At 66.6% G+C, this 25,618-nt stretch carries 27 protein-coding genes; 19 read left to right on the top strand and 8 right to left on the bottom strand.

From position 1 onward, the window contains the following. Positions 1–131 precede the first annotated feature (131 nt). The 5 genes from Ga0080574_RS06985 to hmuQ are packed head-to-tail and all read left to right on the top strand — an operon-like array spanning position 132 to position 4,296. A complete protein-coding gene (locus Ga0080574_RS06985; RefSeq protein WP_076696439.1) occupies positions 132–1,199 on the top strand; it encodes a hemin-degrading factor in 1,068 nt (355 codons plus the stop codon). Beyond that, positions 1,196–2,074, top strand: a complete 879-nt coding sequence (locus Ga0080574_RS06990) for a heme/hemin ABC transporter substrate-binding protein (RefSeq protein ID WP_076696441.1) — start codon at positions 1,196–1,198, stop codon at positions 2,072–2,074. The genes Ga0080574_RS06985 and Ga0080574_RS06990 overlap by 4 nt, the downstream gene beginning before the upstream one ends. Positions 2,075–2,077: 3 nt before the next feature. Then, positions 2,078–3,163, top strand: a complete 1,086-nt coding sequence (locus tag Ga0080574_RS06995; protein WP_076696443.1) for a FecCD family ABC transporter permease — start codon at positions 2,078–2,080, stop codon at positions 3,161–3,163. Position 3,164: 1 nt separating this feature from the next. Continuing rightward, the gene (locus Ga0080574_RS07000; protein ID WP_076696445.1) at positions 3,165–3,953 is read left to right on the top strand and encodes a heme ABC transporter ATP-binding protein; all 789 of its coding nucleotides are present in this window, start codon (positions 3,165–3,167) and stop codon (positions 3,951–3,953) included. Positions 3,954–3,975: 22 nt separating this feature from the next. Beyond that, a complete protein-coding gene (hmuQ, locus tag Ga0080574_RS07005) occupies positions 3,976–4,296 on the top strand; it encodes a heme-degrading protein HmuQ (RefSeq protein ID WP_076696446.1) in 321 nt (106 codons plus the stop codon). 173 nt (positions 4,297–4,469) lie between these two features. Here the strand turns inward: hmuQ and Ga0080574_RS07010 are convergent, their stop codons facing one another. The 4 genes from Ga0080574_RS07010 to Ga0080574_RS07025 form a co-directional block, all read right to left on the bottom strand. Further along, positions 4,470–5,429 (bottom strand): glutathione S-transferase family protein, encoded by a 960-nt coding sequence (locus Ga0080574_RS07010; protein WP_076696448.1) that lies wholly within the window; start codon positions 5,427–5,429, stop codon positions 4,470–4,472. An 11-nt stretch (positions 5,430–5,440) separates the two neighbouring features. Beyond that, positions 5,441–6,262 carry a 4,5-DOPA-extradiol-dioxygenase gene (ygiD, locus tag Ga0080574_RS07015; protein WP_076696450.1) on the bottom strand — a complete coding sequence of 274 codons (822 nt, stop codon included), beginning with the start codon at positions 6,260–6,262 and terminating at the stop codon, positions 5,441–5,443. Positions 6,263–6,339: 77 nt separating this feature from the next. Beyond that, positions 6,340–6,744 carry a DoxX family protein gene (locus Ga0080574_RS07020; RefSeq protein WP_076696452.1) on the bottom strand — a complete coding sequence of 135 codons (405 nt, stop codon included), beginning with the start codon at positions 6,742–6,744 and terminating at the stop codon, positions 6,340–6,342. 29 nt (positions 6,745–6,773) lie between these two features. Continuing rightward, a complete protein-coding gene (locus Ga0080574_RS07025) occupies positions 6,774–7,400 on the bottom strand; it encodes an NADPH-dependent F420 reductase (RefSeq protein ID WP_076696454.1) in 627 nt (208 codons plus the stop codon). 153 nt (positions 7,401–7,553) lie between these two features. Here Ga0080574_RS07025 and Ga0080574_RS07030 point away from each other — a divergent pair, with 153 nt between their 5' ends. The 14 genes from Ga0080574_RS07030 to Ga0080574_RS07095 all read left to right on the top strand — a co-directional run bounded on the left by Ga0080574_RS07030 (position 7,554) and on the right by Ga0080574_RS07095 (position 21,074). After that, positions 7,554–8,450 (top strand): LysR family transcriptional regulator, encoded by an 897-nt coding sequence (locus Ga0080574_RS07030; protein WP_076696456.1) that lies wholly within the window; start codon positions 7,554–7,556, stop codon positions 8,448–8,450. Positions 8,451–8,623: 173 nt separating this feature from the next. Continuing rightward, positions 8,624–9,409, top strand: coding sequence for a 23S rRNA (adenine(2030)-N(6))-methyltransferase RlmJ (locus Ga0080574_RS07035; RefSeq protein WP_076696458.1), 786 nt, complete (start codon positions 8,624–8,626; stop codon positions 9,407–9,409). A 201-nt stretch (positions 9,410–9,610) separates the two neighbouring features. After that, on the top strand, positions 9,611–10,036 hold the full coding sequence (locus tag Ga0080574_RS07040) for a tellurite resistance TerB family protein (RefSeq protein WP_076696460.1): 426 nt from the start codon (positions 9,611–9,613) through the stop codon (positions 10,034–10,036). A gap of 58 nt (positions 10,037–10,094) precedes the next feature. Further along, positions 10,095–10,538 (top strand): tellurite resistance TerB family protein, encoded by a 444-nt coding sequence (locus tag Ga0080574_RS07045; RefSeq protein ID WP_076696462.1) that lies wholly within the window; start codon positions 10,095–10,097, stop codon positions 10,536–10,538. Between the two features lie 61 nt (positions 10,539–10,599). After that, entirely contained in the window at positions 10,600–11,043 is a 444-nt protein-coding gene (locus tag Ga0080574_RS07050) for a tellurite resistance TerB family protein (RefSeq protein WP_076696465.1), read from the top strand. Positions 11,044–11,371: 328 nt separating this feature from the next. Next, positions 11,372–12,148 carry an ABC transporter ATP-binding protein gene (locus tag Ga0080574_RS07055; RefSeq protein WP_076696467.1) on the top strand — a complete coding sequence of 259 codons (777 nt, stop codon included), beginning with the start codon at positions 11,372–11,374 and terminating at the stop codon, positions 12,146–12,148. Positions 12,149–12,183: 35 nt separating this feature from the next. Then, positions 12,184–12,909 carry a transporter substrate-binding domain-containing protein gene (locus tag Ga0080574_RS07060; RefSeq protein WP_076696469.1) on the top strand — a complete coding sequence of 242 codons (726 nt, stop codon included), beginning with the start codon at positions 12,184–12,186 and terminating at the stop codon, positions 12,907–12,909. Between the two features lie 50 nt (positions 12,910–12,959). Then, on the top strand, positions 12,960–13,841 hold the full coding sequence (locus Ga0080574_RS07065) for an ABC transporter permease (protein WP_076696471.1): 882 nt from the start codon (positions 12,960–12,962) through the stop codon (positions 13,839–13,841). An 88-nt stretch (positions 13,842–13,929) separates the two neighbouring features. After that, positions 13,930–14,736, top strand: coding sequence for an ABC transporter permease (locus tag Ga0080574_RS07070; protein ID WP_076696474.1), 807 nt, complete (start codon positions 13,930–13,932; stop codon positions 14,734–14,736). Positions 14,737–14,850: 114 nt separating this feature from the next. Continuing rightward, a complete protein-coding gene (locus Ga0080574_RS07075; protein ID WP_076696476.1) occupies positions 14,851–16,194 on the top strand; it encodes a glutamine synthetase family protein in 1,344 nt (447 codons plus the stop codon). 63 nt (positions 16,195–16,257) lie between these two features. After that, the gene (locus Ga0080574_RS07080) at positions 16,258–16,941 is read left to right on the top strand and encodes a type 1 glutamine amidotransferase (protein WP_076696478.1); all 684 of its coding nucleotides are present in this window, start codon (positions 16,258–16,260) and stop codon (positions 16,939–16,941) included. Then, entirely contained in the window at positions 16,938–18,296 is a 1,359-nt protein-coding gene (locus Ga0080574_RS07085) for a glutamine synthetase family protein (RefSeq protein WP_076696480.1), read from the top strand. The genes Ga0080574_RS07080 and Ga0080574_RS07085 overlap by 4 nt, the downstream gene beginning before the upstream one ends. A 144-nt stretch (positions 18,297–18,440) precedes the next feature. Then, entirely contained in the window at positions 18,441–19,742 is a 1,302-nt protein-coding gene (locus tag Ga0080574_RS07090) for an NAD(P)/FAD-dependent oxidoreductase (RefSeq protein ID WP_076705759.1), read from the top strand. Positions 19,743–19,862: 120 nt separating this feature from the next. Next, a complete protein-coding gene (locus Ga0080574_RS07095) occupies positions 19,863–21,074 on the top strand; it encodes a DegT/DnrJ/EryC1/StrS family aminotransferase (RefSeq protein ID WP_076696482.1) in 1,212 nt (403 codons plus the stop codon). Between the two features lie 41 nt (positions 21,075–21,115). Here Ga0080574_RS07095 and phaR read toward each other — a convergent pair whose 3' ends face one another. From phaR to Ga0080574_RS07115, 4 genes are all read right to left on the bottom strand, one after another. Further along, positions 21,116–21,664 carry a polyhydroxyalkanoate synthesis repressor PhaR gene (gene phaR / locus Ga0080574_RS07100; RefSeq protein ID WP_076696484.1) on the bottom strand — a complete coding sequence of 183 codons (549 nt, stop codon included), beginning with the start codon at positions 21,662–21,664 and terminating at the stop codon, positions 21,116–21,118. A 776-nt stretch (positions 21,665–22,440) separates the two neighbouring features. After that, entirely contained in the window at positions 22,441–23,706 is a 1,266-nt protein-coding gene (gene clpX, locus Ga0080574_RS07105) for an ATP-dependent Clp protease ATP-binding subunit ClpX (RefSeq protein ID WP_076696487.1), read from the bottom strand. A gap of 153 nt (positions 23,707–23,859) precedes the next feature. Further along, positions 23,860–24,492 (bottom strand): ATP-dependent Clp protease proteolytic subunit, encoded by a 633-nt coding sequence (locus Ga0080574_RS07110; protein WP_076696489.1) that lies wholly within the window; start codon positions 24,490–24,492, stop codon positions 23,860–23,862. Positions 24,493–24,602: 110 nt separating this feature from the next. Continuing rightward, the gene (locus Ga0080574_RS07115; protein WP_076696491.1) at positions 24,603–25,520 is read right to left on the bottom strand and encodes a cation diffusion facilitator family transporter; all 918 of its coding nucleotides are present in this window, start codon (positions 25,518–25,520) and stop codon (positions 24,603–24,605) included. Positions 25,521–25,618: the final 98 nt, after the last annotated feature.

Here is a 25,618-nt window from a genome sequence, read left to right on the forward strand (position 1 = left end):
TTCCTTGCAGCGGTTAGCGTATCCAACTAAAACAGTCAACTAAGGACTTGCCAGCCTGAGCCGCTTATTCGCGTCGCGCCAGCCGAGTTGCCACCACTCTCGCCCCCGCAACGACCGGACAAGGACCAAGAATGGCCGATTCCCAGACTGCTTCGCAGCACCCGCCCAGCGCGCAGGAGATCCGCGACGCGCTCGCCGACAACCCCAAGACCCGCTCCCGCGATCTCGCCACCCAGCTCGGCATCACCGAGGCGCAGCTGCTGGCCGCGCAGACCGGTCACGGCGTGACCCGGATCGCCGCCCATCCCGACAAGGTAATGCCGGCGGTCGAGGCTCTGGGCGAGGTCATGGCGCTGACCCGTGTCGAGGCGGCGGTGCATGAGAAGGTCGGCACCTACGCCAATTACCACCCCGGCCCACATGCGGCGATGGTGCTGGCCGATGAGATCGACCTGCGGATCTTTCCCAAGCACTGGTGCCACGGCTTTCTCGTGGAACAGGAGAGCGACGCCGGCGTGAAGCGCAGCCTCCAGATCTTTGATGCGGCGGGCGACGCCATCCACAAGGTGCATCTGCGCGCCGGCTCCGACCTTGCCGGCTGGGAGGCCGCGAAAGCCGCCCTCGCCAGTGGCGAGACCGGCGACACGCTGGATCTGGAGCCGCGCCAGCCCACCGAGGCAGCGAAATCCGATCCCGCCAAGCTCGACGTGCTGCGCAAGGAATGGGCGCGGCTCACCGACACGCATCAGTTCCTGCGGCTCTGCGCCAAGCTCAAGATGAACCGGCTCGGCGCCTATCGCATCGCCGGCGCGCCCTTCGTGCGCCAGCTCGAGCCCAGCGCCGTCGACACCATGCTGGAGACCGTGCGCGACCGCGAGACCGAGATCATGCTCTTTGTCGGCAATCGCGGCTGCATCCAGATCCATTCCGGCCCGGTGCGCAATCTGCATCCGATGGGGCCGTGGCAGAACATCATGGATCCGGGCTTCAACCTGCATCTGCGCCGCGACAAGGTGGCCGAGCTCTGGGCGGTGGAGAAACCCACCCAGCGCGGCACGGCGATCTCGGTCGAGGCCTTCGATGCCGAGGGCGGGCTGATCTTCCAGTGTTTCGGCGTCGGCAAGGAGGGCAACGACCACCGCCCCGCCTGGAAAGAGATCGTCGAGGCACTGCCGAGCCGCGAGGAGGTCTCCGCATGAAACGCCGCTCCTTCCACGCGCTCGCACTGTCCACTGCCGCCTATCTCGCGCTCGGCGGGCTCGGTGCCGCGCTCCTGCCCGCGGAAGCGGCGCGGGGCGAGGCCGATACGCTGGCGATCGGCGGCTCGCTCACCGAAATCGTCTATGCGCTCGGGCAGGAGCACCGGCTTCTCGCCCGCGACACCACCTCCACCTACCCGCCGGAGGCCGAGGCGCTGCCGGATGTGGGCTATATGCGCGCGCTCTCGCCCGAGGGCGTGCTGTCGGTGAACCCCGACCTGATCCTGTCGGAAGAGGGCGCCGGCCCGCCGGAAACGCTCGAGGTGCTGGAAGAGGCGGCGATCCCCTTCATCACCGTGCCGGGCGGCTTCGATGCCGACGCCGTCGCCGCCAAGATCCGCGCGGTGGGCGAGGCGCTCGACGTGCCCGAGGCCGCCTCCACCCTGGCCGAAGAGGTCAGCGCCGAGATCGAGACCGCCAGCGCCGAGGCGCAGGCGGCCGCCGACACGCCCAAGCGCGTGCTCTTCGTGCTCTCCGCCCAGGGCGGCAGGCTGATGGGCGGCGGCGACAATACCGGCGCAGGGGCGATCATCGAAATGGCGGGCGGCATCAATGCGCTGGCAGGCGTCGAGGGCTACAAGCCGCTTTCCGACGAGGCGGTCACCGCCGCCGCGCCCGACGTGATCCTGATGATGGACCGCGAGGGCGATCACGCCGCCAGTGCAGAAGAGCTCTTCGCCCTGCCCGCCCTGGCCGTCACCCCCGCTGCCGAGACCGGCGCGCTGATCAAGATGGACGGGCTGAAACTGCTGGGCTTCGGCCCGCGCACCGGCGCGGCGGTGGCCGAGCTGGCGCAGGCGCTTTACGGGGGCTGAACCATGGTCGCGCTCACCGACCCCGCAGGCGAGCTGACCGAGGCCGAGGCGCCGCGCAGCCGCCTCGCCCGCGCCCGGCGGCTGCATCTGTGGCTGGCGCTGCTGCTGATCGCGGTGGCGCTGGCCAGCCTCACCGTCGGCGCGACGGGCGTGCAGCTCTGGGATGTGGCGAGGAGCCTCGCAAGAGGCGAGGAGCTCTCGCGCATGGAGCGCGTGGTGCTGATGGATATCCGCCTGCCGCGCCTCGTCATGGGGCTGGCGGTGGGCGCGGCGCTTGCCGTCTCCGGCGCGGTGATGCAGGGGCTGTTCCGCAACCCGCTGGCCGATCCCGGCATCGTCGGCGTCAGCGCCGGCGCCGGCCTCGGCGCCATCCTCGCCATCGTTCTGGGCACGCTGCTGCCGCCGGCGCTGCTGGGCTTCGCCGGCGCGCATCTGGTGCCGCTTGCCGCCTTCCTCGGCGGCTGGGTCAGCACGATCCTGCTCTACCGCGTCGCCACGCGCCGGGGCCACACCTCGGTCGCCACAATGCTGCTCGCCGGCATCGCACTCGGCGCGCTTGCGGGTGCGGTCTCCGGCGTGCTGGTCTACATGGCCGATGACAGCCAGCTGCGCGACCTGACCTTCTGGGGGCTGGGCTCGCTCGCCGGCGCCAGCTGGACCAAGCTCGCCGCGGCGCTGCCGATCATCCTCGTCACCGTGGCCGGCGCGAGCTTTCTGGGCCGCAGCCTCAACGCGCTGGCGCTCGGCGAGGCGACCGCCGCGCATATCGGCATTCCCGTGCAGCGCATGAAGCGCCTCGCCATCCTCTGTGTCGCGGGCGCCACCGGCGCCGCCGTGGCGGTGTCGGGCGGCATCGGCTTTGTCGGCATCGTGGTGCCGCATCTGCTGCGCCTCGCCTCCGGTCCCGATCACCGGGCGCTGCTGATCAATTCCGCGCTGCTGGGCGCCGCTCTTCTGGTGGTGGCCGACATGATCAGCCGGGTGATCGTCGCCCCCGCAGAGCTGCCCATCGGCATCGTCACCGCCGTGCTCGGCGCGCCGGTCTTCCTGTGGATCCTGCTGCGGCAGCGTGGCGTGGTGGATCTCTGACATGGTCACAGCAACCGATCTCACCGTCACGCTGGGCCGCAACACCGTGCTGGAGGGCGTCGATTTCCACGCCGCTCCCGGCCAGCTCACCGCGATCTGCGGCCCCAACGGCTCCGGCAAGACCACGCTGCTGCGCGCACTCACCGGCGATCTGCCCTTTCGCGGCACGGTCGAGCTCAACAGGCAGGATATCGCCACCCTGCCCGCCTGGGCGCTGGCCTCGATCCGGGGCGTGCTGCCGCAGGCCAGCGCGCTGGCCTTTCCCTTCACCGCTCTGGAGGTGGTCGAGATCGGCCTTGCCCGGGGCCGCGCCGGCGGCGACACGCGCGCCGCGCTCCAGGCGCTCGCGCGGGTCGATCTGGCGCATTACGCCAGCCGCCCCTACCAGTCGCTCTCGGGCGGCGAACAGCAACGCGTCCAGCTCGCCCGCGTGCTGGCACAGGTCGCCGAGCCCATCGCCGAGGACGGCCCGCGCTGGCTGTTTCTCGACGAGCCGGTCTCGGCGCTCGACATCGCGCATCAGCTCGAAGTCATGCAGATCGCCCGCGATTTCGCCGATGCCGGCGGCGGCGTGGTGGCGGTGATGCACGATCTCAACCTCACCGCCATGTTTGCCGACCGCATCGCCCTGCTGAGCCGGGGCCATGTGCTGGCGGCGGGGCCGGTCGCAGAGGTGATGACGACGGACACGCTGTCCCGCGCCTATGGCTGCCGCCTGCGTGTCGGTGCCGCACCCGCGCCCGGCACGCCCTTTATCCTACCCCATGCCGCCACGCTTGCGGCAGAATGATCCCGACAGGAGGACTCATCCCATGTATCTCGCCATGAACCGCTTTACCGTGCCGCTGGAGAACGCGGCGGATTTCGAGGAGCTCTGGCTCTCGCGCGAAAGCAAGCTGCACGAAAACCCCGGCTTCGTGGAATTCCACATGCTGAAAGGGCCGGAGGAGGACGGGCATATCCTCTACGCTTCGCACACGGTCTGGGAGACCGAGGAAGCGTTCCGCGACTGGACCCGCAGCGACAGCTTCCGCGCCGCCCACGCGCGCGCCGGCGACAGCCGCAAGCTGCATTCCGGCGCGCCGAAATTCGAGGGCTTCAAGACGATCCAGCACATCGCGCAGCCGGCCTGAGCGCCGCGCCTTACTCCGAGCCACATCGCCCGCCGAAAGCAAAGGACGCCTTCGGCGGGCGTATTTTTCAAAGAGAAGAAGACCAGGGGTTTGCGCGCCCCTGGTCTTCTTCTCTTTCCAAATACGCAAAACTGTCGGGCCATCTCCGCCCGCACAAGTGCCGGCCAGAGCGCTCAGCCCGCCAGCAGCGCCGCCACATGCGCCGGGCCGGTGGGGCGGATGCCCGTCGGGTTCAGCACCTTGATCGAATAATAGCCCCGCGTGATGTGATCCATATTCACCGTCTCGCGCACGCCCGGCAGTTTCAGGATCCGTTCCATATAGGCCGAGAGCCGCGGGTAATCGGCGATCTGGCGGCGGTTGGTCTTGAAGATCCCGTGATAGGCCGCGTCGAACCGGATTAGCGTCACGAAGGTGCGGATATCGGTCTCGGTGAACCGCTCGCCGAAGAGGAAATCGCCGGTCAGCCGCACCTCCAGTTCGTCGAGCATCGCAAAGACGCCCTCCACCGCCTCGTCATAGGCCTCCTGCGTCGAGGCAAAGCCCGCCTTGTAGACGCCGTTGTTGAGCAGATCGTAGATGCGCGGGTTGAGCGCGTCGATATCGGCGGCCAGATCCCCGGGGTAGAGGCGCAGGTCGGAGGGCACGAGATGTTCGAAGGCGGTGTCGAACATACGCACGATATCGGCGCTTTCGTTGTTCACCATCACATTGCGCTTCATGTCCCAGAGCACCGGCACCGTGGCGCGCCCGGTAAAGCCGTCATCCGCCCGCGTGTAGAGCTCGTGCATATAGCCCGAGGCAAAGAGCGGATCCTCGTCGGCGCCGGGATAGCCGCCGAAGCGCCAGCCCTGATCGGTCATCACCGGGTTCACCACTGTGACCGGGATGAGATCGGAAAGCCCCTTGAGGCTGCGCGCCATCAGCGCGCGCGAGGCCCAGGGGCAGATATAGGCGACATAGAGCCGGTAGCGCCCGGCCCCCGCCTCGAACCCGCCCTCGCCGGTGGGGCCGGCGGAGCCGTCTGCGGTGATCCAGTTGCGGAAGGAGGAGACCTGCCGCACGAAGCGGCCCTTCTCGTCGGCCTTCTGCACCGGCTGCCAGTCGCTGGTCCATTTTCCGTTCACAAGCATGGCGAAGATCCTCAGTAATAGATGAAGCTGCGCATCGAGATCGACCCCAGATCAATGGAATCGTTCATGAAGAGCAGCGTGTCCTTTTCGTCCGCCGCCCCCGCGACGCTCAGCGCCGGCAAGTAGTGGTCGATAGAGGGGTGGGCGACACTCAGCAGTTTGCCGAGCTTGGCGCGGTCGGCCAGCGTGGCGATGTCGCCAGCGCCGAGCCGTTCGGCAAAGAGCGTGTCGAACTCCTCGGCCCAGTCATGCGCCCCGCCGCCGCCCCAGCGCACGGCACGCAGGTTGTGCACCACATTGCCCGAGCCCAGGATCAGCACGCCGCGATGGCGCAGCTCGGCCAGTACCCGACCGATCTCCACATGCTGCGGCAGGTCCGCCGCCATGTCGATGGAGAGCTGGAACACCGGCACGTCAGCGCCGGGATAGAGGAATTTCAGCACCGACCAGGCGCCGTGATCGAGCCCCCAGGTCTCGTCGCCCTCGGCGTGATGGCTGGCCAGCAGCGTGACCACCTCGCTCGCCAGTTCCGGCGCGCCGGGTGCGGGATATTGCTGTTCGAAGAGCTCCTGAGGGAAGCCGTAGAAATCGTGGATGGTGCCGGGGCGGGCCTGCACGTTCACAAGCGTCGAGCCGCGCGTCATCCAGTGCGCCGAGACCACCAGAATGGCCTGCGGGCGCGGCAGGGTGCGGCCCAGCGCCGCCCAGCTGCGGGAATAGGCGTTGTCCTCGATGGCGTTCATCGGGCTGCCATGGCCAAGGAAAACGACCGGCATCCGGTCGGAGGCCTTGAGCCCGTCTTTCAGCTTTTGCAGTTGTTGCGAGATGCTCATGGCACTCTCCTTGGATTATGCAGGTTTCGGGGGACCGCCGCGCCAGGCATGGCGGCGCGGCGGCGCGATGTCGGACGTCAGCGGCGCTTCAGCGGCCAGAGTGCATAGGCACCGTCGCCGAGCAGCGCGAGGGCGGCCATCACGGCGGCCCACATCACCGGGTATTCCCAGCCGCCGCCCTGATTGGACCAGCCGAACCCGTTGCCCCAATGCGCGGTGAAGGCCGCACCGAGCAGCACCGGCACGGAAAGCGCCGCGACGGCCCGCGTGGCCACGCCGAGGATCAGCGCCGCGCCGCCGCCGATCTCGAAGACCATGGTGGCGAGGCCAAGCCAGCCCGGCAGGCCGAGCGACTCGAAGAAGCCGGCGGTGCCCGCGGGGGTGAAGACCAGCAGCTTGGTCAGCCCGTGCGCCACAAAGAGCGCGCCGGTGGTGAGCCGCAGCAGCAGCGCGGCGTGGGGGGCGGTTTTCAGGTCGATCATCGGTGAGGTCTCCTCTGTATGTCTTGCGATCAGGCCGAGAGCCAGGCCGGTGCGATCCCGGTGCCCTGTCCCAGCAGATAGCCGAAGGCGATGTTCAGATAGCCCAGCGGTTCGAGATAGCGGGCATTCGACAGCCCGCCGGCGTCGCGCGCCTCAAAGCCTACGTCCTCGGCCAGAGCGATGACCTTGGCCTTGGCCTCGGCATCGTCGCCGGCGACGAAGGTCTGGATCTTGCGGCCACCCAGCGTCAGGTCGCCGGCGTAATGCTCGGCAAAGACGGTGTTGAAGGCCTTGACCACCGGCGCGCCCACCAGCTTGGCGATCTCTTCGGCAGCAGAGCTGTCATGGCCCAGTTGCAGCCCCGAGAAATCCTCGGTCACCGGGTTGGAGAGGTCGACGACGATCTTGCCGGAGAAGTCGTTTGCGCCGGCGATCTGGGTGCTGGCACCGTAGGGCGTGGCGAGGATGACGATCTCGGCCTCGGCGATGGCGGTGGCGGTATCGGCTGCCTGCACCCGCACGCCCTCGGCGGCGAGTTTCGCGGCGGCCTCGGTGCCGCCCTGCTGGTCAGAGACCACAACGCCGTGGGAGGTGCGCCCGATGACCCGGCCGAGGCCCGAGCCGATGTTTCCGGTGCCGATGATTGCGATATTCATGGATCTGGTCCTCTTCTCTGTCTCTGGCGTCGGGCCCCTTGGGTCTCGCCGGCGCTGGTGTTCGTTTCGATGAGGGGAAGATGCACCTTGCAGATGCGGAATGAAATGACGATGATATAGAATGACCTTCCACGTTTTGTTCGGAATTGAGCGATGGATCTGATCGACGGGCTGCGGGCCTTTGTCGCCACCGCCGAAAGCGGCTCCTTCACCGGCGCGGCAGAGCGGCTGGGCATCTCGAACCGGCTGACCTCGAAATACGTGGCCGAGCTGGAAGAGCGGCTTGGCGTGCGGCTCTTGCAGCGCACCACGCGGCGCGTTGGCATCACCGCCTCGGGCGAGGCGCTTCTGGCGCGCGCGCCGGCGCTGCTCGACGATCTCGACGAGATGCTGGCGGAGGTGAAAGAGGATGGCAGCGGTTTCAGCGGCACGCTGCGGATCTCGGCGCCGGTCACCTTCGGCGAGATCTATGTGAAGGATCTGCTCAGCCGTTTTGCCGCGCCGCATCCGGGGCTCACCATCGACCTGCGGCTGAGCGACGCCTATGTCGATCTCGCCGCCGAGGGGATCGACCTGGCGTTCCGCATCGGCGAGGCGTCGGTCTCGTCGCTGAAGCGGCGCAAGCTGGGCGGGATCCGCAGCACGCTGGTGGCGAGCCCGGACTATCTGGCCACGCATCCCGTACCGGCGACACCCGAGGATCTGGCCGCGCATGCCTGCATCGTCGACACCAACCGCGCCGATCCGGCGCGCTGGGTGTTCCTGAAGGACGGCAGCCCCGTCTCGGTACAGGTGCCGACGCGCTTCATGGTGAACAGCGCGCAGGTGGCGCGGGATCTGGCAGAGGCCGGCGACGGCATCGCCTTCTGCCCGGTCTTCGTGCTGGGCGACAGCCTGGAGCGCGGGCGGCTGGTGCCGCTGCTCGAAGATTACGACAACCCCGCCCATCCGATCACCGCCGTCTGGCTGGAGGGGCGCACCCTGCCCCGCAAGGTGCGCGCGCTGATCGACTTTGCCGTCGCGGATATGCGCCGCAGCGGCATGGGGTGAGACCCAAAGCGCAGCGGTGTGCAGATTGCCCACCCTACGGCGCCATGGCATTGCGGCGCGCGATCCGTTATGCACCCGACCGGACGGCGCACAAGCCTGTCCGACCGTTCCTTCCCCGTCCCGATGCGCAAGGCCCCTGCGCCCCGCATCGGCCCGTCAGCGAGGCCCCCGCAATGCTGTCCTACCAGCACGGCTATCACGCCGGAAATCTCGCCGATGTGCAGAAACACGCGCTGCTGGCCTGGATGCTCGCCTACCTGACGCGCAAGGACAAACCCGTCAGCTATATCGAGACCCATGCCGGGCGCGGGCTCTACGATCTGGGCAGCGCCGAGGCGCTCAGGACCGGCGAGGCCGAACAGGGCATCGGCGCGCTGGCGGGCGCCCTGCCCGCCGGGCACCCCTATGCCGAGGCGCTGGCCGAAATCCGCGCCGCGCACGGACCCGCCGCCTATCCCGGCTCGCCGCTCATCGCTGCCACGCTGCTGCGGCCTGAGGACAGGCTGCACCTCGCCGAGCTGCATCCGCAGGAACACACGGCGCTGAAAGCGGCAGTGAAAGCGCCCAATATCGCCATCCACCGGCAGGACGGGTTCGAACTGGCGCAAAGCCTCTGCCCGCCGGAGCCGCGCCGGGGCCTGCTGCTGGTCGATCCCTCCTATGAGGTAAAGCAGGATTACGACCGCATCCCGAAATTCCTCGGCAGCATCGCGCGGAAATGGAATGTCGGCGTGCTGGCGCTCTGGTATCCGATCCTGACCTCGGGGCTGCATACGCCGATGCTGCGGGCGCTGGAGCGCGACCACCCCGAAGCGCTGAAACACGAGATTCGCTTTCCGCCGATCCGCGACGGGCACCGCATGATCGGCTCGGGCTTTTTCGTGATCAACCCGCCCTGGGGGCTGGCGGAGGAGGCAAAACGGCTCGATTCCCTCTTCGCCAACGTCGGAAAGCGCTGAGCAGCCGCGTCAAAGCCGGGCCTCCGGGCAAAGACGGGTCGCGGATCGGCATGGGCGCGCCATGCGACCCCGGCGGGATTGCTCTTGGCGGCATCCTGCATCAGACTGACCCTACGACAGTCCGGACAGTCTAGAAAGGACCGCGATGCATCGACCGCCCTCCGCGCTGTGCCGCGCAGCGCCGCGACAGGATTGCCTGGCTTGGGCCGCAATCTGAGATTCTGGCTCGCCGCGCCGGACGCGGCGCCTTTCGATCCGGGCGACGCGCCGGTGGCGCTCGGGGCGCTGCTGGTGCGGCTGTCGCGGTCCGATCTGACCTGCGCGCTGGCGGCGCCGCCGGTGATCGACGCGATCCTCGCCCGGCGCTACGACCTGACCGCGCAGGAGGCCGCCGAGATGCGCGAGACCTGCGAACGTATCGAGCGTGCCGCACCGGACACCAGCCGCTTTGCCGCGATCCTGCACGCGGCGGTCGATTACCACGAGCGGCACGCCCTCGCCCTCAGCCTCTGGGAAGAAATATGTCGCGAGGCGCCCCTGACGGACGAAGCACGCCTGACGCTGCTGGCCCAGTCGGTTCTGGGCGTGCATCCCGCCGACCTCATCCCGCCCCGGCGCGCCGGCTGAGCGCACCGCAGCCCTATCCCCCAAAACAGTTTCCCGACCGGCGAAAGGAACCCCGGCCATGTTCGAGCGTCTGAAAGCATTCTTCCACAAGAGCGCCCCCGCCCCGCGCCCGCTGCCCGAGATGGACGCCGCGCATGCCATGGGCGCGCTGCTCGTCAAGGTAGCGATGGCCGACAACGCCTATCTCTTCGAGGAGGTCGAGCAGATCGACCGCATCCTCGCCGAGGGCTTCGGGCTGAAACCGCTCGCCGCCGCCAAGATGCGCGCGGAATGCGAGCGGCTGGCCTTCGAGAGCCCCGGCATCGAGGACATGGCCGAACGCATCCGCGAGGGCGTGGATTATGCCCACCGCCGCGCCGCCGCAGAGGCGCTGTGGAAGGTCGCCCGTGCCGACGGCGTCGGTGACGAGGTGGAAACCGCGCTGGTGACGCTGATCGAGGAGCGGCTGGGGCTCGACCGCGCGGATTCCGAGGCCGCCCAGGCCGCCGCCGCGATCCCCTGAACGCTCACGGCTGCGCGACGGGCGCTTTCCCCGCGCGCATCGCGGCGCTATATGAGCTCTCATGTTCGCAGATTTCCTCCAGCGGCTGGTGCAGCCGAACCCCGACCGTCTTCCCGATGCCGATGCACGGCTGGCGCTGACCGCGCTGCTGGTGCGGGTGGCGCGGGCCGACGAAACCTATGACGACAGCGAGCGTGCGCGCATCGACAAGATCGCCGCGGCGCGCTACGGGCTGTCGCCTTTCGAGGCCGCCAAGCTGCGCGGCGAGGCCGAGGCGCTGGAGGCCGAGGCGCCCGACACCGTGCGCTTTACCCGCGCCATCAAGGATGCGGTGGATTACGAGCACCGCATCGGCGTGATCGAGGCGCTCTGGCAGGTGGTGCTGGCCGACGGGGTGCGCGAGGCCGAGGAGGACGCGCTGCTGCGGCTGGTCTCGAACCTGCTCGGCATCAACGACCGCGATTCGGCGCTGGCCCGCCAGCGGGTCGAAGGCAAGGCCGGTTGAAGGGCCGCGCGGGCGATGAGGTAAACCGGCCCGGCTCCCTCCCGCCCCGGACTTGATCCGGGGCCTCCCGGCCAACGCGGCGGCGCCCGATCTCCCCCTCGTATCTGACAAAACGCGAGATCCATAGAACGGGCTCGCACCCCACGCGCCCGTTGTCCCGCGGGGCACGCGCCACAAAGCCCTTCTCTCCCCGCTTGTGCCGCCTTTTTCCCGTGCAAATGCCGCATGACGCGGCGCAACCCACGCCCGTGACGGCGATTTGCGCATTGCCAAGCCCGCGCCTTTCCGCCCATCCTCGGCAGGTCTGTCACCCGTACCGAGGTCGCGCTTGCCCGATCCCACACCCGTCATCGAGATCCGCAATCTCCACAAGGCCTATGGCTCGCTGGAGGTTCTGAAAGGCGTGCATGTCACCGCCCATCGCGGCGATGTGGTCTCGCTCATCGGCTCCTCGGGCTCCGGCAAATCCACCCTGCTGCGCTGCTGCAACCTGCTCGAAGACAGCCAGCAGGGCGAGATCCTCTTCAAAGGCGAGCCGGTTCAGTGGAGAGGCGAGAACCACGCCCGCCGCCCCGCCGATCCGAAACAGGTGCTGCGCATCCGCACCAACCTCTCGATGGTGTTCCAGCAGTTCAATCTCTGGGCTCATATGACCATCCTCCAGAACGTCATGGAGGCGCCGCTCACCGTTCTGGGCCGCGACCGCGCCACGGTCGAGGCGGCGGCGCGCGGCTATCTCGACAAGGTCGGCATCGGCGACAAATGCGACGCCTTCCCGGCGCAGCTTTCCGGCGGCCAGCAGCAGCGCGCGGCAATCGCGCGCGGGCTCTGCATGGAGCCCGAGGCGCTGCTCTTCGACGAGCCGACCTCGGCACTCGACCCGGAGCTGGAGCAGGAGGTAGTCAAGGTGATCAAGGATCTCGCCGCCGAAGGCCGCACCATGATCATCGTCACCCATGACATGAAAATGGCCCATGATGTCAGCGACCACGTGGTGTTCCTGCATCAGGGGCTGATCGAGGAAGAGGGCCCGCCGGAAACGCTGTTCGGCGCGCCGAAATCGGAACGCCTGCAAGGGTTCCTGAAATCCACGACCCACGCATAAAGCGGGGCAAAAAGACCAACCAAGGGAGCAATCACATGAAACAGATCCTTCTCGGCACCGCCGTCCTGGCCTTCAGCGCCGGCATGGCGCTCGCGCAGGATGTCGTCCGCATGGGCACCGAGGGCGCCTACCCTCCGTATAACTTCATCAACGATGCCGGCGAGGTCGACGGGTTCGAGCGCGATCTCGGCGACGAGCTTTGCGCCCGCGCCGAGCTGACCTGCGAATGGGTCACCAACGAGTGGGATTCGATCATCCCCAACCTGGTCTCGGGGAACTACGACACGATCATCGCCGGCATGTCGATCAACGACGAGCGCGAGGAGGTGATCGACTTCACCCAGGATTACATCCCGCCCGCCACCTCCTCCTATGTGGCGCTGAGCGAGGACGCGCCGCTCGACGGCGTCGTCGCCGCGCAGACCTCGACCCTGCAATCGGGCTATATCTCGGAATCCGGTGCCACCCTGCTGGAATTCGCCACCGCCGACGAGATCGTCGCGGCGCTGCGCAACGGCGAGGCCGACGCGGTGTTCTTCGACACCGATTACCTGACGCCGATCGTCGAGGAATCCGCCGGCGAGCTGATCTTCGTGGGCGAGCCGGTGGTGCTGGGCCGCGGCACCGGCATGGGCATCCGCGAGAGCGATACCGAGCTCAAGGATACGTTCGACGCCGCGATCACCTCGATGAAGGAAGACGGCTCGCTGAACGAGTTGCTGGTCAAGTGGTTCGGCGAAGGCACCGACATCTACGAATGATGTGAGACAGCGGCGGCGGGCGCCCTGCCCCGCCGCCGCGGATCGCGCGCATGTTCTCCTTCTGCACCGACCCTTCGGTCCTTTCGACCCCGGCCTGGTTTGCCTGCTATTTCACCACGGGCAAGCTGATGCTGTTCTATGGCTCCTTCGGGACGGTGCTGCTGCTGCTGGCGATCACCGCACCGGTGGCGCTGGCCTTCGGCTTTGCCGGCGCCTCGGCGGCGCGGGCGCGGTTTGCACCGCTGCGCTGGCTCGGCAAGATCTATATCGCCATGGTGCGCGGCGTGCCGGACATCGTCTTCTTCCTGTTCTTCGTGATCGCGCTGGATCAGGGGCTGGAATATCTGCGGCACAAGATCAAATGCCCCGACTGGGATCAGCCGATCCGGCAGGGCTCGGATTTCATCGTCTGCCAGGCGGCCAAGCTGCCGCTGTCCACCGCGCCGCAGATCTGGCACGAGATCTACGGCTTCTCTCTGGCGGTGCTGACCTTTGCCATCGTCTTCGGCGCCTTTGCGGCGAATGTGCTTTTCGGCGCCATGCGCGCGGTGCCGCACGCGCAACTCGAGACGGCGGAGGCTTATGGCATGACCCATCGCCAGACCTTCTGGCGCATCCTCATCCCGCAGATGTGGGTCTATGCGCTGCCCGGCCTGTCGAACCTGTGGATGGTGCTGATCAAGGCGACGCCGCTGCTCTTCCTGCTGGGGGTCGAGGACATCGTCTACTGGGCGCGCGACCTGGGCGGCGCCAAGACCGCGCGCTTCAGCGATTACCCGCATGCGGACTGGCGGGTGTGGTATTTCCTCGGGCTGCTGATCTTCTACCTCGCCTTCACCCGGCTGTCCGAGATCGCGCTCGCCCGCCTCATGAAGAAACTCACCCACGGTCAGGCGACCATGGGCGGCGAAGCCCAGAGGAAAGCGGCATGATCCGGCCCCATCCCCCCGCCCCGGACCTGATCCGGGGCCTCAGCGGCGGCCAGGAGGCCCAGGGTCGAGCCCGGGTCGGGAGGCGCGCATGAGCTGCTGGGACGTGGTGGCCGATTACGGGCTGCGCTCGCTGGGCATCGGCGAGCGGCTGCTGCCGCGCGACGATTTCACCGTCTGCAAACAGGTGGTGCTGATCGGCTCTGGGATGATCTGGAACGTCTATTTCGGCGTGCTGGCGCTGGTCTCGGGCTTCTTCCTCGCCACGGCGGTGGCGGTGGGCAAGGCCTCTAAGATATTCTGGCTGCGCAAGCTCAGCGAATGGTTTATCTTCGTGTTCCGGGGCTCGCCGCTCTTTATCCAGTTCTTCTTTGCCTATTTCCTGTTTCTCAGCCTGAAATCGCTCTCGCCGATCTTCGATCCGTTCTCCTCGGCCTGGCTGGGGGCGCTGGTGGTGCTGTTCCTCAACACCGCCGCCTATTCCGGCGAGATCTTCTACGGCGCGCTGCTCTCGGTGCCCAAGGGCGATATCGAGGCCGCCGATGCCTATGGTTTTTCCGGCTGGCCGCGCTTTCGCAAGATCGTCTGGCCGACCATGCTGCGGCTGGCCTGGCCCGCCTATACCAACGAGGCGATCTTTCTGTTCCACGCCACGACGCTGGTGTTCTTCTCGGGCTTTCCCGCCTGGCAACAGCGCGGCGACGCGCTCTATTACGCCAATTACTTCGCCGACAAGACCTTTAACCCCTTCGTCGCCTACCCGATCCTCGCGGGCTATTTCATCGTGCTGACGCTGCTGGTCATCGCGCTCTTCGGCGCCATCAACCGCCGCCTCAACCGGCACCTGCCGCAGGCGCGGCAATCGCGGGTGCGCTACCGCCCCAACCTGATGCGCTGAGCCCGCCCTTTCATCTTTCCGTCAAATACTCCCCCGCCGGAGGCGTCCTGCCGCTTGCCAGCCGCGCGTGGCACCGTTACGCTGGAATTTGATCAAATTCCCAACTGGTGACCCATGAACGACCCCAAAAGCTGGCTGCGCAAGAACCCGCAGGTCCGCACCATCCGCGCGGCGGCCTCCGACCTCAACGGACAACCGCGCGGCAAACGCGTGCCGGCGCGCTTTGCCGACAAGGTGGTCGAGGACGGCACGCGCTTTCCGCTCTCGGTGCTCAATCTCGACATCTGGGGCGAGGATATCGACGACAGCCCGCTGGTCTTCGAGACCGGCGACCGCGACGGCGTGCTCTGGCCGACCGAACGCGGGTTCGTGCCGATGCCCTGGCTGGAGGCGCCCACCGCGCTGCTGCCGATCTGGATGTATCGCGAGGATGGCCGCCCCTTCGAAGGCGACCCGCGCCACGCCCTGGCCTCGGTGCTCAAGCGCTATCGCAAGAAGGGCCTGACGCCGGTGGTGGCGATCGAGCTGGAATTCTTCCTGATCGACGACAGCGGCAAATCGCTCCAGGTGCCGCTCTCGCCCCGTTCGCAAAAGCGGCGCAAGGCGGCGGAGGTGATGTCGATCCGGGCGCTGGACGCCTTCGACATCTTCTTCACCGATCTCTACGACGCCTGCGAGGATATGGACATCCCCGCTGATACCGCGATCTCGGAGGCGGGGCTGGGCCAGTTCGAGCTCAACCTGATGCACCAGCCCGACGCGCTGCATGCCGCCGACGACGCCTGGCTCTTCAAGATGCTGGTGCGCGGGCTGGCGCGGCGGCATGGCTTTGCCGCTTCCTTCATGGCGAAACCCTATGAGGACTACCCGGGCTCTGGCATGCATGTGCATTTCTCGGTTCTGGACGAGGACGGCAACAATATCTTCGACGATGGCGGCCCGAAGGGCACAGACACCATGCGCCACGCGGTGGCCGGGCTGATGGGGGCGATGCATGACAGCACGCTGATCTTTGCCCCGCATCTCAACAGCTACGACCGGCTGGTGCCCGAGAACCACGCGCCCTGCGGCATCTCCTGGGCCTATGAGAACCGCACCTCGGCGATCCGCATCCCCGGCGGCAGCCCCAAGGGACGGCGGATCGAGCATCGCGTCGCCGGCGGCGACGTGAACCCCTATCTGCTGCTGGCCACGCTGCTGGGCGCGGCGCTGATCGGCATCGAGGACGGGGTCGAGCCGCCGGCGCCGATCACCGGCAATGCCTATGCGCAGGAGCTGCCGCTGATCCCCGGAAGCTGGGGCGCCGCCATGGACGCGTTCGAGGCCAGCACGGTGATGCCGCGCATCCTGCCCGAGGGGCTGATCCGCAACCTGCTGCTGACCAAGCGGCAGGAGCTGCATTTCATGTCCGAACTCTCGCCCGCCGAACAGGTGGAAATCTATCTCGACACGGTCTGAGCCGGGCCTTGCCGCATGCGGGCGGCAGGGATAGGTTCGGGCCGACACAGCTATCGGTGCTTCATGAAAATCGGCATTCTGCAAACCGGCCTCGTGCCGGAAATCCTGGCGCAAGAGACCGGGCAATACCCCGCCATGTTCGAACGCCTGCTGGGCGGTCAGGGCTTTGACTTCCAGACCTGGTCGGTGGTCGAGGGGGAGTTGCCGCCGGGGCCGGACGCCGCAGACGGCTGGCTGATCACCGGCTCGCGCCACGGCGCCTATGAGGATCACCCCTGGATCGCGCCGCTGGAGTCGCTGATCCGGGCGATCTACGACAGCGGCCGCCCGCTGGTCGGGGTCTGCTTCGGCCACCAGATCATCGCCCAGGCGCTTGGCGGCAAGGTCGAGAAATTCGACGGCGGCTGGACTGTGGGGCCGACGCTCTACCGCTATCCCGACGGGGTGAAGCTGGTGCAGGCCTGGCATCAGGATCAGGTGACCGAGCTGCCGCCCGGCGCCGAGGTGGTGGCCTCTGCCGAGCGCTGCAAATACGCCGCCCTGCTCTATCCGGGCCATGCCTATACGGTGCAGCCGCATCCCGAGTTCGACGCGGCATTCGTGCAGGGGCTCATCGACCATCGCGGCCCGGGCGTGGTGCCGCAGGAGCAGCTCGACGCGGCGGCGGAGAAGCTGCCGCTGCAACTCGACAGCCCCGATCTCGGCGCGCAGTTCGCGCGGTTTTTCAAGGAGGGCCGCATCGCATGAGCGACTGGACCGAACAACTGCCCGACGCCGCTGCCGCCTATCTCGAAGGCCGCCGGCTCGACGAGGTGGAATGCATCGTCGCCGACCTGCCGGGCATCGCCCGGGGCAAGGCGGTGCCGGCGTCGAAATTCGCCCGCCAGGCCTATTTCCACCTGCCGGATTCGATCTTTTACCAGACCATCACCGGCGAATGGGGCGAGGCCGCCGGCGAAGAGGGGTTCATCGAGCGCGACATGATCCTGAAGCCGGACATGTCCACCGCCAGCGCCGCGCCCTGGACCGGCGACTGGACGCTTCAGGTGATCCATGACGCTTTCGACCGCCACGGTGAACCGATCCCCTATGCGCCGCGCAATGTGCTGAAACGCGTGGTGAAGCTCTACGAGGATCAGGGCTGGACCCCGGTGGTGGCGCCGGAGATGGAGTTTTTCATCGTCGCGCGCAATCTCGACCCGGCCAAGGATATCGAGCCGATGATGGGTCGCTCGGGCCGCCCGGCCGCCGCGCGTCAGGCCTATTCGATGACCGCCGTCGACGAGTTCGGCCCGGTGATCGACGATATCTACGATTTCGCCGAGGCGCAGGGGTTCGAGATCGACGGCATCACCCAGGAGGGCGGCGCCGGGCAGCTCGAGATCAACCTGCGCCATGGCGATCCGGTGAAGCTTGCCGACGAGGTGTTCTTCTTCAAGCGGCTGATCCGCGAGGCCGCGCTGCGCCACGATTGCTTTGCCACGTTCATGGCGAAACCCATCGCCAACGAGCCGGGCTCGGCCATGCATATCCACCATTCGGTGATGGAGACAGCGACCGGGCGCAATATCTTTTCCGGACCGCAGGGCGGCGAGACGGATGCGTTCTTCCACTTCATCGGCGGTTTGCAGACGCATCTGCCGGCGGCGGTGGCGGTGATGGCACCCTATGTGAACTCCTATCGCCGCTATGTGCGCGACCATGCGGCGCCGATCAACCTGGAATGGGGCCGCGACAACCGCACCACCGGCATCCGCATCCCGCTCTCGGGGCCGGACAGTCGGCGGGTGGAGAACCGGCTGGCGGGGATGGATTGCAACCCCTATCTCGGCATCGCCGCCTCGCTGGCCTGCGGCTATCTCGGGCTGATGGAGGAGCGGCGCCCGTCGAAACAGTTCCGCGGCGACGCTTATGAGGGCGAGGGCGATATTCCCCGCGTGCTGGGCTCGGCACTGGATCTCTGGGACGAGGCGGATGCGCTGCACGATGTGCTGGGGCCGGAGTTTGCGCGGGTCTATTCGATCGTGAAACGGGCGGAATACGAGGAATTCCTGGCGGTGATCTCGCCCTGGGAGCGCGAGCACCTGCTGCTGAACGTCTGATCTCGCGGAGCGCTTGCGCGCGCAGGGTGTCTCGGCGCCCGGGAGGCGCCTCGGAGCGGGTGGCGCGCTGACGCCTCGCTGAGAGCGCACGCGCATGTGGTGCGGCTGCGGTTGAGTATTTGAAGAAAGATGAAGGGGCTGGCTGTGGACCTGCTGTTTTCCAACGACCGGCGCGGGCATTATCCCCAGAGCTGGTATGCCGCGACCGCCGACGATCTGCCCGCCTTTCCGGCGCTGGAGGGGGCGCAGCGGGCGGATGTCTGTATCGTGGGCGCGGGCTTCACCGGGCTTTCGGCGGCGCTGCACATGGCGGAGGCCGGGCTCGACGTGGTGCTGCTGGAGGCGCATCGGGTGGGCTTTGGCGCCTCGGGGCGCAATGGCGGGCAGCTCGGGTCCGGGCAGCGGCAGGATCAGGTGACGCTGGAGCAGATGGTCGGGCGCGACGATGCGCGCCATCTCTGGGCGCTTGGCGAGGAGGCCAAGGATCTGGTGCGCGACCTGATCGCGCGGCACGGGATCGACTGCCACTATCGTGACGGCGTCGCCTGGTGCGGCTCGCGCCCGGGCGAGGTGGCGCATCTGCACGAGTATGCCGCGCATATGGGCCGGCATTACGGCTATGAGATCGAGGCGCTGGATGCGGAGGCATTTCACGCGCTCTGCCCCTCGCCCGATTACAGGGGCGGCGTGCTGGATATGGGCGCGGGCCATCTGCACCCGCTGCGCTTTTCGCAAGGATTGGCGCGGGCGGCGGCGGGGGCCGGGGCGCGGATCTTTGAGAACAGCCTTGTCACCGATGTGCAGGAGGGCGCGGAATGTACCGTGCAATGCGAACACGGCACGGTGCGGGCGGCGCAGGTGATCTATGCGGGCAATGGCTATCTCGGACGCTTGCAGCCGCAGGTGGCGCAGCGGGTGATGCCGATCAACAATTTCATCGTGGCCACCGAGCCGCTGGGGGAGCGCGCCGGGGACGTGCTGACCCGCGATGTGGCGGTCGCGGATTCGCGCCATGTGGTGAACTACTTCCGGCTCAGCCATGACGGACGGCTGCTCTTCGGCGGCGGCGAGAGCTATGGTTACCGCTTTCCGAAAGACATCGTCGCAAAGGTGCGCAAACCGATGCTGGAGATCTTTCCGCATCTAGAGGATGTGCGCATCGACTATGCCTGGGGCGGCACGCTTGGCATCACCATGAAGCGGCTGCCCTTTCTGGCGCGGCTGGCGCCGAACGTGCTGAGCGCTTCGGGCTATTCCGGCCACGGGGTCGGCACCGCGGTGCATGCCGGGCGGCTGCTGGCCGAGGCGGTGCGCGGGCAATCGGCAGGGTTCGACGCCATGGCCGCCCTGCCCGTGCCGGCCTTTCCCGGCGGCACCGCGCTACGCACCCCGCTGCTGACGCTCGCCATGACCTGGTACGCGCTGCGCGACCGGATCGGCCTCTGACACTGTCGTAACCTTGCGTCACATGCGCTGAAACCGTCCCGCGCCCGGGACGGTTTTCACTTGGCTGTCACAGAGCCGGTGTTTAAGCTTTCACAAAACCAATATTCGGGATTTTGAAAGATGAGCGCTCTTCCGAACATGCATCACGCCGAACCGATCCCCGAAGAGGCCCGCGCCGAGATCGAGCGCCTGCTGCAATCGGGCGATCTCTTTCGCTATACCGCGCCGGAAGATGCGCCCGTGGCGCTGCTCGAACGGGAATTCGCGGCGCTGATGGGCAGCAAATACGCGCTTGCAGTGTCGAGCTGTTCGGCGGCGCTGTTCCTGTCGCTGAAGGCGCTGGGGCTGCCGCGTGACGCGCGCGTCCTGCTGCCGGGCTTTACCTTTGCCGCCGTGCCCTCTTCGGTGGTGCATGCGGATTGCGTGCCGGTGCTGTGTGAGGTGGGTGACAACTACCGCGTCGATCTGGCGGATTTCGAGGCCAAGCTCGAGGGCGTCTCGGCGGTGATCATCTCCCATATGCGCGGCCACACCTCGGATATGGATGCGATCATGCGGCTCTGCGATGCGCGCGGCCTGCCGGTGATCGAGGACGCGGCGCACAGCCTCGGCACGGTCTGGGGCGGGCGCAAGATCGGCACCATCGGCAAGATCGGCTGCTTCTCCTTCCAGAGCTACAAGCTGGTGAATGCCGGCGAGGGTGGCATCCTGGTCACCGACGATGCCGATGTGGTGGCGCGCGCGGTGATCCTCTCGGGCGCATACGAGCATAACTGGAAGAAGCACATGGCGCGCGGCGACAACCGCGCCGATCTGGAAGAGGCCTTTGCCCGCTGGCAGAACCGGCTGCCGCTCTACAATCTGCGCATGTCGAACCTGTCGGCGGCGGTGATCCGGCCGCAGTTGCCGCAGATCGAGCGCCGGGTCGTGGAGGGGCGGCGCAACCACGATTTTGTCGCCGAGCGGATCAATCTCAGCCCCTGGATCGAGGTGCCGGAAAAGCTCGGCCCCGAAGAGCGCGCGCCGGATTCGCTGCAATTCAACCTCGTGGGCATGAGCCGCGACGAGATGCGCGCCTTTGCCGATACCGCCGAGGAGATGGGGGTCAAGGTGCAGGTCTTTGGCCTCTCGACCGACAATGCCCGCGCCTTCTGGAACTGGCAGTTCATGGGCGAGATCCCCGAACTGCCGCGCACCCGCGCCATGCTGGAGCGCGCCTGCGATACGCGCCTGCCCGCACGTCTGACGCTGGAGGAGTGCGCCGGCGTGGCCGATGTGCTGGTCGCCGCCGCCGAGGCGGTGATGGGCGAGACCCGCGCCTACGGCACCTGAGCAGGTGCCGGGAGGGGCGGAGGCCCCCCGCCCTCCCCCGCTTACTTGTCCATCTTCGACAGCTTGGCCTGAAGCTCGGCGAGCTGCTTCTTGATGGCGTCGAGATCTTCCTCTTCGGCCTCTGCGCCTTCGGGGCCGGACCACTGGTTGCCCATGCCGCCGGTCATCGCCTTGAGAAACGCCTCCTGCTGCGCCTGCATGGCCTCGAGCCCGGGGATCTTGGGCATCATCGGGTTCATGTGGCTCACGCTTTCGGCCCATTTCGACTGGCTGTCGCGGAAGGCCTCGAAACTGGCGGCGAGGAACTGCGGCACCACCGAGGTCGCCTGGGTGGTGTAGCTGCGCACGAGATCGGTCAGCACATTGATCGGCAGCACCGACTCGCCCCGGCTTTCATGCTCCGCGACGATCTGGAGCAGGTATTGCCGAGTCAGATCGTCGCCGGATTTCAGATCCACGATCTGCACGTCGCGCCCGTCGCGGATAAAGCCTGCGATGTCCTCCAGCGTGACGTAATCGCTCGTCTCGGTGTTGTAGAGACGACGGCTTGCATAGCGCTTGATCAGCAACGGTTTTTCTTTGTCAGCCACGTGTCGCCCTCCCTGGGATGCAGCGTTGCAGAAAAAGCCTATGCGAGCGCAGAAAAAAAGAAAAGCCTTGCGTTGAAGGATTTGAACCGCGCGGTTCAACGGTCTGGCGACGGGTGATCGTGTTGCGGCGCATGACGCCGTCAGCGTCATCAGGAGGCCGAGCGCTGCGCTACGCCGGGAGCTCCGCGCGCGGCCTCCTACACCAAGCGTTGGGACACTACCAAGTTGATATTTTTCTCGAACGTGCCATTCATGATGCATGGAAATCCAAGCGATCTTCGATAAGAGCTTTTCTGGCCCTCCACCCGATGCGGTGTGGATTGTGGAAAGCGCCTCCAACCGAAAGTGGTTTGCGTCGGCAAAGTCCAATCTTGATCCGGGCAGCGCACTTTTCTCGTTGGAGCGATATCGTTCGGTCGATACCGCTTTGTCACGTGGTTTGGGGCATCAAGGATCATTTTCCCCGGTGGCAACGAATACTCTTTCTCGGCTTGCCGCCCGCGCTTTTGGTTCCCTCCGAAATAGAGCAAGAAGGCTGCTGGCTACGGCGACCAAACGCGTCGTTTTAAATCGTACATAAAACTCCGCTCCGTCCGGCACAGCCGGCATTCCCGCCCCGACACCTCCAAAGGCCCCTCAGGTCGCGCTCACCCAAAATGGGCTCATATAGCGCTGCACCATTGATGTATGCCCCATGCCGAAAGCCTGCGCCACAAACGGCAAAGGGCGGGCCCTATGAGCCCGCCCTTCGATTCAATCCGTACCCGTGGCGGCGCTCAGCCGGCGGAGGTGCCCTCTTTCTTCTGATCGGCGTAGATCATCAGCGGCTTGGCGTCGGAGGTCACCGCCTCTTCGTTCACCACCACCTCGGTCACGTCGTCCATGCCCGGCAGCTCGAACATGGTGTCGAGCAGGATACCTTCGAGGATCGAGCGCAGGCCGCGTGCGCCGGTCTTGCGTTCGATGGCCTTCTTGGCGATGGCCGAAAGCGCATCGTCGGTGAAGGTCAGCTGCGTGTCCTCCATCTCGAACAGGCGCTGATACTGCTTGATGAGGGCGTTCTTGGGCTGGGTCAGGATGGTGACCAGCGCGTCTTCGTCGAGATCCTCCAGCGTCGCGATCACCGGCAGACGGCCGACGAATTCCGGGATCAGGCCGAATTTCAGCAGATCCTCGGGTTCGAGATCCTTGAAGACCTCGCCCACGCCGCGCTCTTCGGGGTCGCGCACATCGGCACCGAAGCCCATGGCCGAGCCCTTGCCGCGCTGCGCGATGATCCGGTCGAGACCGGCAAATGCGCCGCCGCAGATGAAGAGGATGTTGGTCGTGTCCACCTGCAGGAATTCCTGCTGCGGATGCTTGCGCCCGCCCTGCGGCGGCACGCTCGCAACCGTGCCCTCCATCAGCTTGAGCAGCGCCTGCTGCACGCCCTCGCCCGAGACGTCGCGGGTGATCGAGGGATTTTCCGACTTGCGGGTGATCTTGTCGACCTCGTCGATATAGACGATGCCGCGCTGCGCGCGCTCGACATTGTACTCGGAGGCCTGAAGCAGCTTGAGGATGATGTTCTCCACATCCTCGCCCACATAGCCGGCCTCGGTCAGCGTGGTGGCGTCGGCCATGGTGAAGGGCACATCGAGGATGCGCGCCAGCGTCTGCGCCAGCAGCGTCTTGCCGCAGCCGGTGGGGCCGATCAGCAGGATGTTCGACTTCGCCAGCTCGATATCCGCGGATTTCTGCGAGTGGTTCAGACGTTTGTAATGGTTGTGCACCGCGACCGAGAGCACGCGCTTGGCCATCATCTGACCGATCACGTAATCGTCGAGCACTTCGCAGATCTCGCGCGGGCTGGGCACCCCCTCGGAGGACTTCAGGCCAGCGCCCTTGGTCTCCTCGCGGATGATGTCCATGCAGAGCTCGACACATTCGTCGCAGATGAAGACGGTCGGCCCCGCGATCAGCTTGCGAACCTCATGCTGGCTCTTGCCGCAGAAGCTGCAATAAAGGGTGTTCTTGCTGTCGCCGCCGGAATTCGTCGCCATATCGCACCTTTCGGGGCCTGTTCTCCGCGTTGGCTGTGCCAGACTGCCAGCCAAAGGCCCATCAACTTCGCCAATTCTGCAAAGCTTAGGCTACAGCCCTGCGCTCTACAATCCGAAAAACGCCCCGCCGCCCGCAGACGGCGGGGCGAAAGATCACGATTTGGCCTCTTCCGCGGCGCCGCGGCTGTCGACGATATCGTCGATGAGGCCCCATGCCTTGGCATCCTCGGGCGCCATGAAGTTGTCGCGCTCCAGCGCCGCCTCGACATTTTCCAGCGTCTGGCCGGTATGTTTCACGTAAATTTCATTGAGGCGTCGCTTCAGCTTCAGCGTTTCCTCGGCATGAATCATGATGTCGGTCGCCTGGCCCTGGTAGCCGCCGGAGGGCTGGTGGACCATGATGCGGCTGTTGGGCAGCGAGAAGCGCATGCCGGCCTCGCCCGCCGTCAGCAGCAGCGAGCCCATGGAGGCCGCCTGGCCGATCACCAGGGTCGAGACCTTGGGCCGGATGTACTGCATGGTGTCGTAGATCGACAGGCCGGAGGTGACGACACCGCCGGGGCTGTTGATATACATCGAGATTTCCTTGGACGGATTCTCCGCCTCCAGGTGCAGAAGCTGCGCCACGATGAGGCTCGACATGCCGTCATGCACCGGACCCGAGACAAAGATGATCCGCTCCTTCAGCAGGCGCGAAAAGATGTCATAGGCCCGCTCGCCGCGGCTGGTCTGTTCGACCACCATGGGCACGAGGGTGTTCATGTATGTTTCGTAAGGGTCTTTCATATCCGCCTGCCTGCTGTTGTCCTGATTGGCCTATCCCGTCAGTCTTACCGGATTCTTAGTATCCGCCCCGGAGGGCCGCAAGGGCTCGTCGCGGAAATGGCATCGCGCGTTCAGCTTCCGCCCCAGTCCTGAGGGGCGGCGCAGGCGTGATGCGCGCATTCCATTTCCAGCACCACATGGGCGATTCCAAAGCGCGCTTTCATGCGCTCCTTTACCGCGGCCTTGATCGTGTCGGCCTGCCCCCAGGCGCCTTCGCGCACCACCAGATGCGCCTGAAGCGCCGCGTTGCGCTCGTCGATCTGCCACAGATGCGCCTTGTGCAGACCGTCCACGCCCTCGATCTGCGCCGCCTCTTCCAGCACCTCGCGCGGGGCGAGCTGCGGTGGGCTGCCGAGCATCAGGATGTGAATCACGTCGCCGATCTCGGCAAAGGCCATCCACAGGATGTAGCCGGCGATCAGCAGCGTCACCAGCGGGTCGACCCAGGTCCAGCCGAAGAGCAGAATCAGCGTGCCCGCGACGATCACCGCGACCGAGCCCAGCGCATCGGAGACATTGTGCAGAAAGGCCGCGCGGATGTTGACGCTGTCCTTCGCCATGCTCCAGGTCAGCAGCGCGGTGATCAGATCGACCGCCAGCGCCACCGCCGCGATGATCACCACCATCCAGCCGGCCACCGGCGCGGGCGAGAGGAAGCGCAGGATCGCCTCCATCACCAGATAGAGCCCGATGACGATCAGCGTGGTGTAATTGACCAGCGCCGCCACCACCTCGGCGCGGGCATAGCCGAAGGGCATGTCGGCGCTGGCCGGGCGGCGCGCGATGCGGCGCGCCACGGCGGCGATGATCAGCGAGATCGCGTCGGAGAAATTGTGCAGCGCGTCTGCGATCATCGCGAGGCTGCCGGAAAAGATGCCGCCCAGCACCTGCGCCACGGTCAGCGCCATATTGACCGCGATGGCGCCGATCAGCCGCGCGTCGCCGGCCTCGGGGTCGACATGGTGATGATGATGGTGATCGTGGGGCATGAGCGGAGGCTTTCAGGCGGAGGAGACCGGGCGGGCCGGCACCCTGTCCGGCCCGGGGGCAGAGTGGCCCCCTCCGCGCCGAGGTGCAAGGCCCGCAG

This window comes from Salipiger abyssi, from assembly GCF_001975705.1.
Lineage (GTDB): Bacteria > Pseudomonadota > Alphaproteobacteria > Rhodobacterales > Rhodobacteraceae > Salipiger > Salipiger abyssi.